The 14725-nt window shown below is 66.9% G+C and carries 15 protein-coding genes; 12 read left to right on the forward strand and 3 right to left on the reverse strand.

The window, feature by feature from the left end; all coding sequences use genetic code 11:
- Positions 1-121 precede the first annotated feature (121 nt).
- Together fliD and HELO_RS18450 are read right to left on the reverse strand one after the other, a co-directional pair.
- The gene (gene fliD, locus HELO_RS18445) at positions 122-1483 is read right to left on the reverse strand and encodes a flagellar filament capping protein FliD (protein WP_013334109.1); all 1362 of its coding nucleotides are present in this window, start codon (positions 1481-1483) and stop codon (positions 122-124) included.
- 107 nt (positions 1484-1590) lie between these two features.
- Positions 1591-3465, reverse strand: a complete 1875-nt coding sequence (locus tag HELO_RS18450) for a methyl-accepting chemotaxis protein (protein ID WP_013334110.1) — start codon at positions 3463-3465, stop codon at positions 1591-1593.
- A gap of 172 nt (positions 3466-3637) precedes the next feature.
- Here HELO_RS18450 and HELO_RS19250 point away from each other — a divergent pair, with 172 nt between their 5' ends.
- Positions 3638-4003, forward strand: coding sequence for a flagellar protein FlaG (locus HELO_RS19250; protein ID WP_013334111.1), 366 nt, complete (start codon positions 3638-3640; stop codon positions 4001-4003).
- Between the two features lie 7 nt (positions 4004-4010).
- On the opposite strand, the gene fliE is transcribed toward HELO_RS19250, so the two are convergent.
- Positions 4011-4340 (reverse strand): flagellar hook-basal body complex protein FliE, encoded by a 330-nt coding sequence (gene fliE / locus HELO_RS18460; RefSeq protein WP_013334112.1) that lies wholly within the window; start codon positions 4338-4340, stop codon positions 4011-4013.
- Positions 4341-4623: 283 nt separating this feature from the next.
- Here fliE and fliF point away from each other — a divergent pair, with 283 nt between their 5' ends.
- From fliF to fliP, 11 genes are all read left to right on the forward strand, one after another.
- Complete coding sequence (fliF, locus tag HELO_RS18465; RefSeq protein ID WP_013334113.1) at positions 4624-6369, forward strand: flagellar basal-body MS-ring/collar protein FliF; 1746 nt, start codon at positions 4624-4626, stop codon at positions 6367-6369.
- Positions 6359-7357 carry a flagellar motor switch protein FliG gene (gene fliG / locus HELO_RS18470; RefSeq protein WP_013334114.1) on the forward strand — a complete coding sequence of 333 codons (999 nt, stop codon included), beginning with the start codon at positions 6359-6361 and terminating at the stop codon, positions 7355-7357. Before fliF ends, fliG begins: the two co-directional genes overlap by 11 nt.
- Positions 7350-8102: a flagellar assembly protein FliH gene (locus HELO_RS18475; protein ID WP_013334115.1), complete on the forward strand. Its 753-nt coding sequence runs from the start codon at positions 7350-7352 to the stop codon at positions 8100-8102. Before fliG ends, HELO_RS18475 begins: the two co-directional genes overlap by 8 nt.
- Entirely contained in the window at positions 8102-9496 is a 1395-nt protein-coding gene (fliI, locus tag HELO_RS18480; protein WP_013334116.1) for a flagellar protein export ATPase FliI, read from the forward strand. Before HELO_RS18475 ends, fliI begins: the two co-directional genes overlap by 1 nt.
- On the forward strand, positions 9493-9942 hold the full coding sequence (gene fliJ / locus HELO_RS18485) for a flagellar export protein FliJ (protein ID WP_013334117.1): 450 nt from the start codon (positions 9493-9495) through the stop codon (positions 9940-9942). The genes fliI and fliJ overlap by 4 nt, the downstream gene beginning before the upstream one ends.
- A gap of 22 nt (positions 9943-9964) precedes the next feature.
- Positions 9965-11293, forward strand: coding sequence for a flagellar hook-length control protein FliK (locus HELO_RS18490; RefSeq protein WP_013334118.1), 1329 nt, complete (start codon positions 9965-9967; stop codon positions 11291-11293).
- Positions 11294-11418: 125 nt separating this feature from the next.
- Entirely contained in the window at positions 11419-11898 is a 480-nt protein-coding gene (gene fliL / locus HELO_RS18495) for a flagellar basal body-associated protein FliL (protein WP_013334119.1), read from the forward strand.
- A 23-nt stretch (positions 11899-11921) separates the two neighbouring features.
- Entirely contained in the window at positions 11922-12965 is a 1044-nt protein-coding gene (gene fliM, locus HELO_RS18500) for a flagellar motor switch protein FliM (RefSeq protein ID WP_013334120.1), read from the forward strand.
- On the forward strand, positions 12958-13470 hold the full coding sequence (fliN, locus tag HELO_RS18505) for a flagellar motor switch protein FliN (RefSeq protein ID WP_041602280.1): 513 nt from the start codon (positions 12958-12960) through the stop codon (positions 13468-13470). The genes fliM and fliN overlap by 8 nt, the downstream gene beginning before the upstream one ends.
- Positions 13467-13901, forward strand: coding sequence for a flagellar biosynthetic protein FliO (fliO, locus tag HELO_RS18510; protein ID WP_013334121.1), 435 nt, complete (start codon positions 13467-13469; stop codon positions 13899-13901). Before fliN ends, fliO begins: the two co-directional genes overlap by 4 nt.
- On the forward strand, positions 13898-14719 hold the full coding sequence (gene fliP, locus HELO_RS18515) for a flagellar type III secretion system pore protein FliP (protein ID WP_013334122.1): 822 nt from the start codon (positions 13898-13900) through the stop codon (positions 14717-14719). Before fliO ends, fliP begins: the two co-directional genes overlap by 4 nt.
- Positions 14720-14725: the final 6 nt, after the last annotated feature.

A 14725-nucleotide genomic window follows, 5' to 3' on the forward strand; every position in this document is an offset into this window, starting at 1 on the left:
GGTTGTCTCTGCATGATCGCCAATAACGGCCCTGCAGAGGTTTATCGGCCATGGAGGGGAAAGCTTTACACAAAAAACCCGGCCATCGAGCCGGGTATCGGGAAGGCAAGGAGCAAGAGAGTTACAACAGTCCGCCATTGCCGGAGTTCAAGCTGCTCAACTGCTGCGAGAGATAGTTACTGGTGGAATTCATCCGGGCCACCATGCTGTCGAGCTGACTGAACTGGGTACGGTAGCGCTCCACCGTCTGCTCGATGCTCGCCTCTATGCGGGTGTAGCGGTCATTGAGGCTGTCGATGCGGTTTTCGGCGCCATCGATGGCATTGTTCAGAGTGCCGCTATCGCTCGTCATTTGCTCGGCGGTCTCCGAGATGGTCCCTGCCAGGCCAGACGTAGCATCGTCCCCGGCAAAAAAGGCCTCCACGGCGGCCGGATCTGCGGCGAGGGCATCATCCAACGCGTCCTGATCGAGCTCCAGCGTGCCATCCACGCCCATCGAAAGACCCACATCGCCGAGCAGCGAGAGCTCGCCGTCCTGCTGCACACCACTGGAAAGATCGTTGCGCAGGCGGGATTCGATGGTACGCACCGCGTTGTCGCCGATCAGCGTACCCGCCCGACTATCCTCGCCATTGAAGGCTGTCAGGTCATCGGCGGTCTCTTTCAGGGCGTTGTAACTCTCCACGAAGCCAGTGACCGCCTCCCGAATCGCCTCGTCGTCACGGGCCACGGTCAAGGTGCTCGAGCCTTCTTGCTGCAGATTCAGGGTCACGCCCTGAATGGCACCGTCCACCTGGTTGGTGGAACTGGTGATGGCGATACCGTTCACGTCCAGGCTGGCATCCTGCCCTGCCTGCGTCACGGCGGCATCGGTGAGACTGGCCTGGTCGGCCATGGTGGCAAAATTGGTCCCGGTGATGCTGGCCTCCTGGCCGGTGTCCTTTGCCATCAGCGCCAGACGATAGCCTTCACCATCATTGACCACTGAAGCGTTCACGGCCGCATCCGGGTCAGCGTTCACCGCATCGCGCACGTCTTCCAGGCTACTGCCGGCGGCGATTGCCACGCTGTGATCCAGACCGGCATCCTGGAAGCTGAGATCCAGCGTCGAATCGCTGCTGGTGAGCTCGGCTTCCGGATCCGCCACTCGCTGGGTGGCCAGGCTACCGGCCGTCGCCAGGTCATTGACCGTGACATTGTACTGCCCTGCAGCCGCGTCGCTATCCGCCGAGGCCTCGAAGGCATCGCCACTGACACTGGCCTCGTGCCCCTGGAAGAGCGAGGCATCGCCGAGCTTGTCGGCCGCATCCTGAAACGAGGACAGCGCGCTGCGCAATTCTCCGTAGGCGGAGATTTTCACCTCCTGCTCCTGGATGCGCTGCTGAACGGGCTCGAGCTTACTCTCCTCGGCCTTCTGCAGCTGATTGAGCAGGCCGTTGAGATCGAGTCCGGACCCGACCCCGAGAGAAGAAATGCTGGCCATACGTGCTGCCTCCGGATGATGAATGTAAAGCCTTTGACAGGCATATCGGCCGCGCTCGCGAGAACTTTAGCGAGCCACGATAGCTTCATGTCAGCGGCTCCACCGCCTCACGCTGGCTCGGCATCTTCCTCGACGCGACGCTGCGGAGACTCCCGGCGAGCCGAAGCCTCGTCGGCGCGTCGCCGACTCAGCGTGAAGCCGCCCACGGCAGCGGACAGGCGGTCGGCCTGATCCTTCAACTGCTCGGCGGCGGTGGTCGATTCCTCCACTAGGGCGGCGTTCTGTTGGGTCATGCGATCGAGTTCGGAGACCGCCACGTTGACCTGGCTGATGCCCTCGCTCTGCTCCCCGGTGGCGGCGGTGATCTCGCCCAGCACATCGGTCACCCGAGTGACGCTCTCGACGATCTCGGCCATGGTCTGGCCGGCGGCGCGAACCTGGTTGGCGCCTTCCTCGGTACGCTCCACGGACGTATCGATCAGCCCCTTGATCTGCTTGGCGGCCTCGGCACTGCGGCTCGCCAGTTGGCGGACCTCACCGGCCACCACGGCGAAGCCACGGCCCTGCTCACCGGCGCGGGCCGCTTCCACCGAGGCGTTGAGCGCCAGCAGATTGGTCTGGAAGGCGATGCTGTCCATCACACTGACGATCTCGCTGATCTGCCGCGAGGAATCGGTGATGCCTTCCATGGTCTCGACCACCTGGTTGACCGCCTCACCGCCGCGCCGGGCGACATCGGAGGAGGATTCGGCCAGGCCGTTGGCCTGACGCGAGGACTCGGCGGTGTGCTCCACGGTGCTGGTGATTTCCTCCATGGAGGCCGAGGTCTGCTGCAGGCTGGAGGCGGCGTTCTCGGTGCGACGCGACAGGTCCTGCCCGCCGGTGGCGATCTCGGTGGCGGCGACCCGCACCGACTCGCTGCTGTCGCGGATGGTGGTCATCACCTCTTCCATGCGCGACACGAACTGGTTGAAGGAGGTGGCGATCTGCGCCACTTCGTCCGTGCCGTCGGCCGGGAGCCGCCGGGTCAGATCGCCGCTACCGCTGGCCACATTGTCCATGGCGTCGCGTACCGCCAGCAGACGGCGGAAGACGACCCGCAGCAGGGCGCCCAGCAGGATGGCCGCGCCCAGGGCGACCAGCACCAGGGTGATCGCGGAGGCGCTCATCACGCCACGCAGCCCGGCGGTGGCCTCGAATTCGTCCAGCGCCACCACCAGTTGCCAGTCGGTGCCGTCGATAGGCTGGCCACGCAGCAACTTGTCCGATTCGCCCAGCATCGCATGACGCGGCGCCTCGGCCCCGGGCAGTTCCCCCAGCGACGCGGCCGTCAGGGTCGGGGAGAGCTCGCTGACCGGCTCGAGGCTCATTGCGGAATCGGGATGGGCTACCAGGGTGCCATCGGCCGAGGCCAGGAAGGCCAGGCTCGAGGGCGTGGGGGCGATCTGGGAGACGATATCGACGATGGCGTCGATGGCCACGTCGCCGCCGGCCACGGCGACCAGCTCGCCGTTGCGATAGAAGGGAGCGGCGAAGGTCACCACCAGCTTGTCGGACGTGGCGTCCTCATAGGGCGCGGTGACCACGGTGGACCCGGCCTCCACGGCCTGGCGATACCAGGGGCGCTCGCGCGGGTCATACCCCTCCGGCGTCTCGCTGGCCGAGAAGACGACATCACCGTTCGCCGGATCGGCGATATAGGTGTTCATGAAGTCCCCGGACACCAGTAGCTGCTCGAGGGCGGGCATGGGGTGATCGCTGGTCGCCACCGCATCCAGGGCCTCGAGCATGCCGACACGGGCATCGACCCATTCCTCGATGGCCTGGGCATTGCCGTGCGCCACGGCCCGGAGGTTCTGGTCGATCTGGCGTTCGTTGTGGGATTCGACGGTGAAGTAACTGGCCGCACCGTTGATGATCAACGCCACGGCAATCACCGTCAGGGTGGCGAAGAGAATACGCAGTCGCAATGAGGTCAACATGAACCCTCTCGTGGATGGGCGTGGATGGGAGGTTGGGATGTATGACGGTTATCGGCGGAAAGCGCGCCGACTTGAGCCCCACCCGCGAGAGACTCGGCCCCTAAAGCAAAACCGCCGACGGCCGATAACGTCCAGAACCGCTATCGACAAGACAAGAACGGAGGAAGGCCGGATGACATCGCCACTGACCGACGCAATCTCGACCCAGGGACACACCGGCATCGACACTCACACGACACGGCGACGGGTCGAGGCAGCCCTGGAGACCCTCGCCCCGACGGGCGCCATGCCCGACGAGCGCGAAGCCAGCGAGGCGTTCGAGCGCGACGGCCTGGTGGCGCCGCTGCAACGCGTCAACGAGGTGATTCGCCCCTATGGCGTGGAGTTCGAGCTCGATGAGGGGACATCGCGCACGGTGACCCGACTGGTCGACCGGGAGAACGGCGAGGTGATTCGCCAGATTCCCGCCGAGGAAATGCTGCGCGTTGCCGAACGGATCGAGGAGTTGCAGGGCGTCCTGATCCAGCAGCAGGCCTGAGCGCCGATCAGACCTGCATGTTCATCACGTCCTTATAGGCCGTCACCAGGCGGCTGCGCACCTGTTTACCCATCTCGAAGGCCACGCTGGCCTTCTGCACGTCGACCATGACGTCATCGAGCTCCACGCCCGGCTCGCCGGCCTGAAAGGCGCGCGTCTTTTCCGCGGCTTCCTGCTTGAGCGTATTGATGCGCTCGATGGAAGCCTGGAGTTCGTCGGCGAAACCTCCCTCGCCCACCGCCGTCGAGAGACGCTGCCCCCTGGCCGGCTGGCCGGCAGCCTGGCTGGCAAGGCTTTGCATCTGGGTCAGGGCCGATTCGAGGGCGGATGAACTCATTGCGACTCCGGGGTCAGGATTCAGGGCCATATCAGCGGCGCCGGGGCAGCACCCACCGATGGTTCGGGCAAAAGCCTAGCAGGACGCGACGGCGCATCATGCCGCCAAATGACGCGCAAAAATCGGGCTTTTCACACCTTTGGGTCGACACACTCCACGGATAATAGCGCCATCAAAGCTCCGCCCCGGACCCCGGGCGGCGAACCGTGATGGACGGAACGCAGTCGATGCCTTCTTCTTTAGACACCCTGGACGCCGGCGCCGGACGAGCGGGGAGGCCCGCATGAGTAGTGGCGCTTCCGCCACCGGCCGCCAGGATAACCAGTCCTCGTTTTCCTTCGCACAACTGAAACGCCAGTTGCGCGGCAGCCCCCTCGTTGCCCTGCTGATCGCCGGTGCCGCCTCGATCGCCGTGGTCGCGGCCCTGATGCTGTGGGCCAGCGCTCCGCAGTATCGCGTGCTCTACAGCAATCTCAGCGAGGCCGACGGTGGCAGCATCATCGCCGAGCTGGACAGCCGCAGCATTCCCTATCGCTTCAGCCAGGGCGGTCAGGCCCTGATGGTGCCCGGCGACCAGGTCCACAAGCTGCGCCTGCAACTGGCCGAACAGGGCCTGCCGAAGGGCGGCAATGTAGGCCTGGAACTGATGGAAGACCAGGCCTTCGGCATCAGCCAGTTCGCCGAGCAGATCAATTACCAGCGTGGCCTCGAGGGCGAGCTGGCGCGCTCCATGGAATCGCTGGGACCGGTCGCCGAAGCCAGGGTGCACCTGGCGCTGGCCAAGGATTCGGTATTCGTGCGCCGCCGCGAGCCGGCCAAGGCCTCGGTGGTGCTGACCCTGGAGCCCGGCCGCGTCCTCGGCAAGGGACAGGTCAACGCCGTTGCCCACATGGTCTCGAGCAGCGTACCGGACCTGGCCGCCGAGGCCGTCACGGTGCTCGATCAGAATGGCCGACTGCTGTCGCGCCCGGACGGCGGCTCCCTGGGGCTCGACGGCACCCAGCTGGATTACGTCGCCGAAGTGGAACGTGCCTATCGACAGCGCATCGAAGCCATCCTCACGCCGATTCTCGGCCGCGGCAAGGTTCGCGCCCAGGTCACCGCCCAGCTCGACTTCTCGCGACGCGAGGAAACCGCCGAACGCTACACGCCCAACCAGCCGCCCAACGAGGCGGCCGTGCGCAGTCGTCAGACGAGCCTCGACCTCAACGGCGACGACCTGGCCAATGGCGTCCCCGGCGCGCTGAGCAACACCCCGCCCGGCTTCGCCGAATCGCCCATCGCGACGGCACCGGAGGACGGCGAAGACGCAGCGGCCGATGCCGACCAGGAGACCAACGACACGGCCAGCCAGGCCTCCCAGGCCCAGCGCCGCCTGAGTCGTGACGATGTGATCAACTACGAGGTCGACCGCCAGGTCTCCCATGTGGAGCACCAGCGCGGGCGGATCGAGCGCCTGTCGGCGGCGGTGGTGGTCGACTATCGACAGACGCCCGCCGAGCAGCCGGATGGCGAACCGACGGCCGCCCCGCTCGACGACGACGAACTGGCCCAGGTGAAACGGCTGGTGCAACAGGCGCTGGGCTTCTCGGAGGCGCGCGGCGACCAGGTGACGGTGGTCAATCGCCCCTTCGCCGACGAATCCTCGTCCCAGGCCGAGCTGGCCTGGTGGCAGCGCCCCGAGCTGCAGCGCCTGGCCTTCGGCCTGGGCCGCTATCTGCTGGTCGGCCTCGCCCTGCTGCTGCTTTACCTGCTGCTGCTGCGTCCGTTGATCCGGCGCTATACCGAGCGGCCACTGCCCGCCGCCGTCTCGCCGACGCCCAGCATCGATACCCGGATCGGCGACGAACCCTCGGACGAGGACGCAACGAGCGGAGAAGACGAACCGGCAAGTCACGCGACGCCCCGACGCCGGCGCAAGGCTTCGGCCTATGAGCAGAACCTCAATGACCTGCGGGAGATGGCTCAGGAAGATCCCCGCATGGTGGCCATGATCGTTCGCGGCTGGATGAACAAGCATGAGCAATAAGATCAGCGGCGCACGCCGCAGCGCCATTCTCCTGCTGGCCCTGGACGAGGACAGCGCGGCCGAAGTGTTCAAGCACATGACGGCCAAGGAGGTGCAGCAGATCAGCCTGGAAATGGCGACCCTGGAACAGGTCTCCCACGAGGAGATGCGTCAGGTGTTGCAGGATTTCCACGACGAGACCGAAGAGTTCATCGCCCTGAACCTCAACTCCAGCGACCACATCCGCTCGGTGCTGACCAAGGCGCTGGGCAGCGAGCGGGCCTCTAGCCTCATCGAAGACGTCATGGAGACCTCCAGCACCAGCACCGGCATCGATGCCCTCAACCTGATGGAAGCCTCCATGGTGGCCGAGCTGATCCGCGACGAGCATCCGCAGATCATCGCCACCATCCTGATCCACCTCGACCGCCACCAGGCCGCCGACGTGCTCGAGATGTTCGACGACAAGCTGCGCAACGATGTGGTGCTGCGCATCGCCACCTTCAGCGGTGTCCAGCCGGCCGCCCTGCAGGAGCTCACCGAGGTGCTCACCAACATGCTCGACGGCCAGAATCTCAAGCGCAGCAAGATGGGCGGCGCCCGCACCGCCGCCGAGATCCTCAACCTGATGAACAGCCATCAGGAAGAGGCCGCCATCGATACCGTGCGCTCCCACAGCGCAGACCTGGCACAGAAGATCATCGACGAGATGTTCCTGTTCGAGAACATGCTCGACCTGGACGACCGCAGCATCCAGCTGGTGCTCAAGGAGATCGACTCCAATTCCCTGGTGGTCGCGCTCAAGGGCGCGCCGGAAGCGCTCATGGACAAGTTCATGCGCAACATGTCGCAGCGTGCCGCCGACCTGCTGCGCGAGGACATGGACGCCCGGGGGCCGATTCGGGTGTCCCAGGTGGAAGCCGAGCAGAAGGCCATCCTGCAGGTGGTGCGCCGCCTGGCCGATGCCGGCGAAGTGGTGCTGAGCGGTGGAGACGAGGCCTATGTCTGACGACGCGCGACATGCACGGGATACCGCCGCCATTGCGACCTGGCGACGCTGGCGGATGGGCGAATTGCGCGCCGAGCGCGAGGACGTCGCCACCGAGGCCGAGTCGGACGCCACGCAGGCACGTCGCCAGGAAGCCCAGCGCCAGCAGGAAGCCCTCGACGCGCTGCGCGAACAGGTGCGTCGCGACGCCTACGAGGAAGGGCTGCGCCAGGGCCGGGAAGCAGGGCACGCCGAAGGCCTCGCCCAGGGGCGCGAGGACGCGCAGCGGGAGGCCGATGCCGCCTTCGAGCGGCGCCTCGAGGAAGAGATCACGCCCCTGCGCGAGCTGACGAGACAGTTCGACGAGGCACTGGCCACGCTGGACGACACCATTGCCGACGACCTGGTCGAACTGGCCCTGGCCACCGGGCGCCAGTTGGCCGGCGAGGCCCTCAAGACCCGCCCGCGTCAGGTCCTCGAACTGGTCCGTGCCCTGCTGCACACCGATCCCCCGCTGGTCGGCCAGCAACGCCTCTGGTTGCATCCGCTGGATCTGCGCCTGGTGGAGAAGACCCTCGGCGACGAACTCGCCGCCGCCGGCTGGCGCCTGCAACCCGACGACCGGCTCGGTCGCGGCGGCTGTCGGGTGACCGGCGAGAACGGCGAACTGGACGCCACCTGGGAGTCGCGCTGGCAGGCGGTGCGCGATCAGCAGCGCCAGCGCCGGACGCGCCAGGCAGGCAACGGCGAGCCCCGGAGTGAATGATGAGCGCCACAGGCCATACCGACCGTCATCATGACCACTGGCAGCGTGCGCTGCGCGGCGTTCGCGGGCGCATCGAGGCCCTGCCGACCAGTCGCGCCAGTGGCCGCGTGGTGCGCGCCACCGGCATGGTGATCGAAGTCGTCGGCCTGCGCGTCGCCCTCGGCAATGCCTTCCGCATCGAATTGCCCGACGTCCCCGGACAACCGGCAACCCGCTACGCCGAGGCCGAGGTGGTCGGCTTCGCCGGTGATCGACTGTTCCTGATGCCGCTGGCCGGTATTTCCGGCCTGATGCCCGGCGCCCGGGTTCATCCGCTGGCCGAGAACAGTACCGACGCCGCACGGCGCTTCCCGCTCGGCGACTCCCTGCTGGGGCGGGTGGTGGACGGCAACGGCGACCCGCTGGACGATCTGGGGCCGCTGGAAGAGGCGCCGCGTGCGCCCCTGGCCCAGCCGCCCTTCAACCCGCTGGCCCGGGCCCCGATCGACACCCAGATCGACGTCGGCATCCGCGCCATCAACGCCCTGCTCAGCGTCGGCCGCGGCCAGCGCATGGGGCTGTTCGCCGGCTCCGGCGTGGGCAAGTCCGTATTGCTGGGCATGATGGCCCGCTATACCCGTGCCGATGTCATCGTGGTCGGCCTGATCGGCGAGCGCGGGCGCGAGGTCCAGGACTTCATCGACAACATCCTCGGCGCCCATGGCCGGGAGCGTGCCGTGGTGGTGGCCGCCCCCGCCGACACCTCGCCGTTGCAGCGTCTCCAGGGCGCGTCCTACGCCACCCGGATCGCCGAGGGCTTCCGCGATCAGGGCCACGACGTGCTGCTGATCATGGATTCGCTGACACGCTACGCCATGGCCCAGCGCGAGATCGCCCTGGCCATCGGCGAACCCCCGGCCACCAAGGGTTACCCGCCCTCGGTCTTCGCCAAGCTGCCGAACCTGGTGGAACGCGCCGGCAACGCCGAACGCGGCGGCGGCTCGATCACCGCCTTCTATACCGTCCTGACCGAAGGCGACGACCAGCAGGACCCCATCGCCGATTCGGCGCGCGCCATCCTCGATGGCCATGTGGTGCTCTCCCGCACCCTGGCCGAGGCCGGTCACTATCCGGCCATCGACATCGAGGCCTCCATCAGCCGGGCGATGAACGCCGTCATCGACGACACGCAGCGACGCCAGGCCCAGCGTTTCAAGGGCCTCTTCTCACGCTATCAGCGCAATCGCGACCTGATCAGCGTCGGCGCCTACCACCCGGGCAACGACGAGCGGCTCGACGAGGCCGTGCGCCGCTACCCGGATCTGGAGGCCTTCCTGCAACAGGACATCGACGAGTGCGCCGACATCGAGGCCTCGCGCCTCGCCCTGGCCGGCATAGCAGGAGGTATCGCATGAAACGTACACCGCTGGACACCCTGACCGAGATGGCCCGCCAGGCTCGCGACCAGGCCGGACAGCGCCTGGCCGGGGATCGCCGCGACGCCCGGCAGGTGGCCGAGCAGCTCGAGGCCCTGCAACGCTACCGCGCCGAGTATGCCGCCCGGCTGCAGACGGCCCTGCGCGACGGCATCGACCCGGCCTCCATGCACAACTATCAGCGCTTCCTGGCCTCCCTCGACGACGCCCTGGAGCGCGCCCGCCAGGCACTCGACGAGCGGCAGCAGCGCGTCGACCAGAGCCAGCGGCACTGGCAGGGCGAACAACAACGCCTGCACGCCTACGACACCCTGGCCGAACGTCGCGAGGCGGTGCGCCGCCGCGCTGAGCAGAGACGTGAACAGCGCGCCAGCGACGACCTGGTCAATAGCGGGCGGCAGCGGGCACCCCTGTTCGGGGGCTGAAACGAACAGCAAGGAGACAGCCATGGAAATCCTACCGCGACTCATCGGTGCACTCGGCAAGGCCGCCTCGCCCGACACCGCACCGGGCAGCGCCGGCGGGACCGACAACGCCGTGCGCGACACCTTCCGCGACGCCATGGCAGCGCTTTCGTCATCTCCCGGCGGGCGAGAAGCGCCGCAACAGGCGCTCGATGCCACAGGCGATACGGCCTCCGATGTCGCCGCGCTGGTTCAGGAGACGAACGGCTGGCCGCAATGGGCCGAAGAAGCGACTCTCGCCCCGCTGGAGCCGACGGCGATATCCCGCGACCCGGCGCCATCCGAGGATGGCGACACGTCCTCTCCTGCACTGGCCGCCACCATGGAACGCTTGTTGTTGATCGAGCGGGCCGGCACCCAGGCGGCGACACAGGCAGCTCCACAAGCGGAGCCCGGTCTCCGGGCCACCGTTGCCGGCGCCGCCATGTCGCCCTCCCAGGCAGGCGGCGCGCGGCAGGCCATGCCACAGGCGAACCTTCCATCGGCGGGCATGTCACGGCAGGCCATGTCGCAGGACGCCACGGCAGCGACCGCCACCCGCCCGGACGAAGCGGCATTCGACACCGCCATGGCACGCCAGCCGCGCGACACCGATCCACAGCGTCCCGCCGCCGCCTCGCGCGAGCTGCCCTCGCCCCAGGCCCCGGAACAGCGGCCAAGCCCGGGGGCAGCAGCCGGCGCCTCCGCTCCGTCGACGACACCCCGCGAACCGGCGGCCGCCACGGCCTTCGTGCCGACACAGGGCGATGCGGACGCCGCCGCCCCACGACTCGACACCGCCGTCTCGACCCATGCAGCGGCCCAGCACACCGGCAGTCCCGGCCAGGCAGCCCCCGGCGCGAACGCCTCCACGCCCCTCGCCCAGGCCAGCCTGAACGCCCCGGTGGGCAGCCAGGAGTGGTCCCAGCAACTGGGTCGGCAGTTACTGCGCTTCAGCCAGGGCAGCGGCGAGCAGCGTATCGAGATGCGCCTGCACCCCGCCGAGCTGGGCCCTCTCTCGGTCTCGCTGAAGGTCGGTGACCAGGGCGCCCATGCCCAGTTCCTCTCCGCCCACGCCCCGGTACGACAGGCGCTGGAACAGGCCATACCGCAACTGCGTGAAGCGCTGGCGGAGCAGGGCATCACCCTCGGCGAAACATCGGTGGGCGAACAACACCAGGGCGGCGCCAATGACACCGGTGGCGGCTTCGCCGGTGGAGGCACGACCCCGGCCGGGAGCGGCGACGATGAATTGGCCGGCGGCGAGCTCACCCCCGATCGCCATGTGGCCGTGAGCATGTCCCCGGATGGACGCGTCGATCTCTACGCCTGATCCCCGGCACCCTCGGCAAAAACACGAGATAGGCCCTTTCACTGGGCCTGTTCGTTTCATCATGCCCGGTCCCGGATCGGCATAATCCCCCACACATTGGCGTAAATGTCTGGATAGGAGCGGTAATGGCAACATCCGAAGGCGGCTCGCGAAAGCTGCTGTGGTTGCTGGTGATATTGGTCGTCATGAGCCTGGCGGTCACCGCCTCGGCCCTGTTCATGCTGTTCACCCAGCAAGGGGGCATGGAACAGGCCCAGGCGGAAGAGCACGCGAACGTCGAATATCGGGAGCCGATCTTCGTCGAGATCAACCCTTTCACCGTCAACCTGGCCGAGGATGACCATGGGGCCCGGCTGCTCTACGCCGGTATCTCGTTGAAGGTGACCGATACCCAAAGCCGCGAGCTGCTCGAAGCCCACATGCCGCAGGTACGCAGTCGGCTGCTGACCCTGCTCTCGGGCAGGCAGGCCGCGGATCTGACCTCGGCGGACGGCAAGAAGCGGCTGGCCGACGAAATCATCGCCACGCTCGAGGCCCCGATGGAGAAGACGCAACCCGAGCTCGCCATCGAGGATGTGCTCTTCACCGAATTCATCGTGCAATAGCGGCGAGGTCGCGAAGTCACCCCATGTCTCAGGACGATCTGCTGTCCCAGGATGAAATCGACGCCCTGCTCAAGGGCGTCAGCGGCGATGATGAGGCCACCGGCAGCGGCGGCAGTGCTCCCAAGGTCCGCCCCTTCGACCCGGCCTCCCAGCACCGCATCATCCGCGAACGCCTGCATACGCTGGATATCATCAACGAGCGCTTCGCCCGCCATTTCCGCATGGGCCTGTTCAACCTGATCCGGCGCAGTGCCGATATCACCGTGGATTCAGTGCGCTACCAGAGCTACAGCGAGTTCTCCCGCAACGTACCGGTCCCCACCAACATCAACATGATCGCCATGAAGCCGCTGAAGGGCTCGGCGCTCATCGTCTTTCCGCCCAATCTGGTCTTCATGGTGGTGGACAACCTGTTCGGTGGCGACGGCCGCTTCCTGACCAAATCGGAAGGGCGCGAGTTCACCAACACCGAGCAGCGCATCATCCAGCGCATGCTGCGCCTGGCCATCGAGGCCTACAGCGACTCGTGGCGGTCGGTCTACCCCCTCGAGATCAGCTTCCTGCGCTCCGAAATGCAGGCAAAGTTCGCCAACATCACCAACTCGCCCAACGAGATCGTGGTCAACACCAACTTCAATCTCGAGGTGGGCAACCTGGCCAGCAGCTTCCAGATCTGCATGCCCTACTCGATGATCGAGCCGCTGCGCGACCTGCTCATCAACCCCTTGAGCGATGGTCACCAGGACCAGGACAGCACCTGGACACGGCGCATGGCCGGCGAGATTCGCCACTCGACGGTCGAACTGGTCGCCGACTTCGCCGATCTCCCCTCGCGGATCGCCGATGTCACCGCGCTCGAGGTAGGCGACATCCTGCCCCTGGAACTGCCCGAGACGGTGACAGCCAAGGTGGATGGGGTGCCGGTCATGGAGTGCGAGTACGGCAGCCAGCACGGCCAGCGGGCACTGCGCGTCCTGCGCCTGTTCGACCACGCCGCCGACCATGCGCCGTCCGATGCCTTCGTCAAGGCGTCCGAGCCGAAACCCGAGGATCCCCATCATGACTGACCCCAACAAGCCCGACCACAACGCCGGCGACGACGACTGGGCCGACGCCATGTCGGAGCAGCAGGGCGACAGCGCCTCCGAGGATAGCGAACAGCAAGCGGATCCCTGGGCCGAGGCCCTGGCCGAACAGGAAGCCGCCGAGAGTGCCGATACCGCTGCATCCGATAGCTCGACGGACAACGCCCGCACCGCCGGCGACAGTGTCTTCCAGCCGCTGGAGCAGGGCGAGAACGCCTCGATGCCCCGCGACCTCGAGATGATCATGGATATCCCGGTCAAGCTGACCGTGGAGCTGGGCCGCACGCGCCTGACCATCAAGCAACTGCTCGAACTGGCCCAGGGCTCGGTGATCGAGCTCGAGGGCCTGGCCGGCGAGCCCATGGATATCCTGATCAACGGCTACCTGATCGCCCAGGGCGAGGTGGTCGTCGTCGAGGACAAGTACGGCATCCGCATCACCGAGATCATCACGCCCTCCGAGCGGGTCCAGAAGCTGAATCGATGAGCCAGAATACCGATCTCGACGGTGCCGTCGCCGACGGCATCGCCCAGGGCGGCGATGCGCTGATCGGCATGGCGACCCTGGGCAAGACGGTTGCCGCCCTGGCGCTCGTCATCGCCATCATCCTGATCTGCCATCTGCTGCTGCGCCGTCTCGGCGGAGCCGGCACAGGCCGGGGACCGCGCCCGAAGGTCATCGGCAGCACCAATGTGGGCAACCGCGAGCGGGTGGTGGTGGTCGAGATCGAAGCGACCTGGCTGGTGCTCGGCGTCGGCGGCGGCCAGGTCAACAAGCTGCATGAACTGCCCGCACCACGGGAAGCGACCGCGGCGGCCGACACGCCCACCGACGACGGCGGCTTCGCCGGGCGCTTCGCACGGGCACTGCGCCGCAACGCCTCGGCAGACGACGCCGGGCCACGGGGAATGTCATGACCAGCCTGCCGCTTCGCCCCTGGCGCTTTCCGCGCCCGCTGCCCCGACCCTCGTCGGCGCCGATCCTGCGGGCATCGTTCTTGCTGAGCTTGCTCTTGCTGACATTGCTCTTGCTGGCGCTGCCCTCCCTGGCCGAGGCCCAGCAGATTCCCGGCATCATCAGCGAGCCCATGGAGGACGGCGGCCAGAAGTGGTCGCTGTCGCTGCAGACCCTGCTGCTGCTCAGCTCGATGGCCTTCCTGCCGGCGGCCCTGCTGATGATGACCAGCTTCACCCGCATCATCATCGTGCTGAGCCTGCTGCGCACCGCCATGGGCACCCAGGCCACGCCGCCCAATCAGGTCCTGCTGGGGCTGGCGCTGTTTCTGACCTTCTTCATCATGGCGCCGGTCTTCGGCGAGGTACACGCCCAGGCCTGGGTCCCGCTGTCCAATGGCGACATCAACTTTCCCGAGTTCCTGCGCCAGGCCCAGGGCCCGCTGCGGGAATTCATGATGGCCCAGACCCGGGAACCCGACCTGGCGCTGTTCGCCCGCCTGGCCGACATCGGCGAGCTGCAGGGCCCGGCGGACGTTCCCATGCGTATCCTGGTGCCCTCCTTCGTGACCAGCGAGCTGAAGACGGCCTTCCAGATCGGCTTCACCATCTTCATCCCCTTTCTGATCATCGACCTGGTGGTGGCCAGCACCCTGATGTCGCTGGGCATGATGATGGTGCCGCCGATCACCATCTCGTTGCCGTTCAAGCTGATGCTGTTCGTGCTGGTCGATGGCTGGCAGTTGCTGATCGGCTCGCTGGCGGAAAGCTTCTATCTGTGACGCCCG

The sequence above is a fragment of the Halomonas elongata DSM 2581 genome (assembly GCF_000196875.2).
GTDB classification, from domain to species: Bacteria; Pseudomonadota; Gammaproteobacteria; order Pseudomonadales; family Halomonadaceae; genus Halomonas; species Halomonas elongata.

Excerpts from the sequence above, each read along its gene's own strand:
- fliO (WP_013334121.1), top strand. The coding sequence starts at position 13,467 with ATGAGCCAGAATACCGATCTCGACGGTGCCGTCGCCGACGGCATCGCC.
- HELO_RS18450 (WP_013334110.1), bottom strand. The coding sequence starts at position 3,465 with ATGTTGACCTCATTGCGACTGCGTATTCTCTTCGCCACCCTGACGGTG.
- fliF (WP_013334113.1), top strand. The coding sequence starts at position 4,624 with ATGAGTAGTGGCGCTTCCGCCACCGGCCGCCAGGATAACCAGTCCTCG.
- fliJ (WP_013334117.1), top strand. The coding sequence starts at position 9,493 with ATGAAACGTACACCGCTGGACACCCTGACCGAGATGGCCCGCCAGGCT.
- fliG (WP_013334114.1), top strand. The coding sequence starts at position 6,359 with ATGAGCAATAAGATCAGCGGCGCACGCCGCAGCGCCATTCTCCTGCTG.
- fliP (WP_013334122.1), top strand. The coding sequence starts at position 13,898 with ATGACCAGCCTGCCGCTTCGCCCCTGGCGCTTTCCGCGCCCGCTGCCC.
- HELO_RS18475 (WP_013334115.1), top strand. The coding sequence starts at position 7,350 with ATGTCTGACGACGCGCGACATGCACGGGATACCGCCGCCATTGCGACC.
- fliN (WP_041602280.1), top strand. The coding sequence starts at position 12,958 with ATGACTGACCCCAACAAGCCCGACCACAACGCCGGCGACGACGACTGG.
- fliD (WP_013334109.1), bottom strand. The coding sequence starts at position 1,483 with ATGGCCAGCATTTCTTCTCTCGGGGTCGGGTCCGGACTCGATCTCAAC.
- fliE (WP_013334112.1), bottom strand. The coding sequence starts at position 4,340 with ATGAGTTCATCCGCCCTCGAATCGGCCCTGACCCAGATGCAAAGCCTT.
- HELO_RS18490 (WP_013334118.1), top strand. The coding sequence starts at position 9,965 with ATGGAAATCCTACCGCGACTCATCGGTGCACTCGGCAAGGCCGCCTCG.
- fliM (WP_013334120.1), top strand. The coding sequence starts at position 11,922 with ATGTCTCAGGACGATCTGCTGTCCCAGGATGAAATCGACGCCCTGCTC.
- fliL (WP_013334119.1), top strand. The coding sequence starts at position 11,419 with ATGGCAACATCCGAAGGCGGCTCGCGAAAGCTGCTGTGGTTGCTGGTG.
- HELO_RS19250 (WP_013334111.1), top strand. The coding sequence starts at position 3,638 with ATGACATCGCCACTGACCGACGCAATCTCGACCCAGGGACACACCGGC.
- fliI (WP_013334116.1), top strand. The coding sequence starts at position 8,102 with ATGAGCGCCACAGGCCATACCGACCGTCATCATGACCACTGGCAGCGT.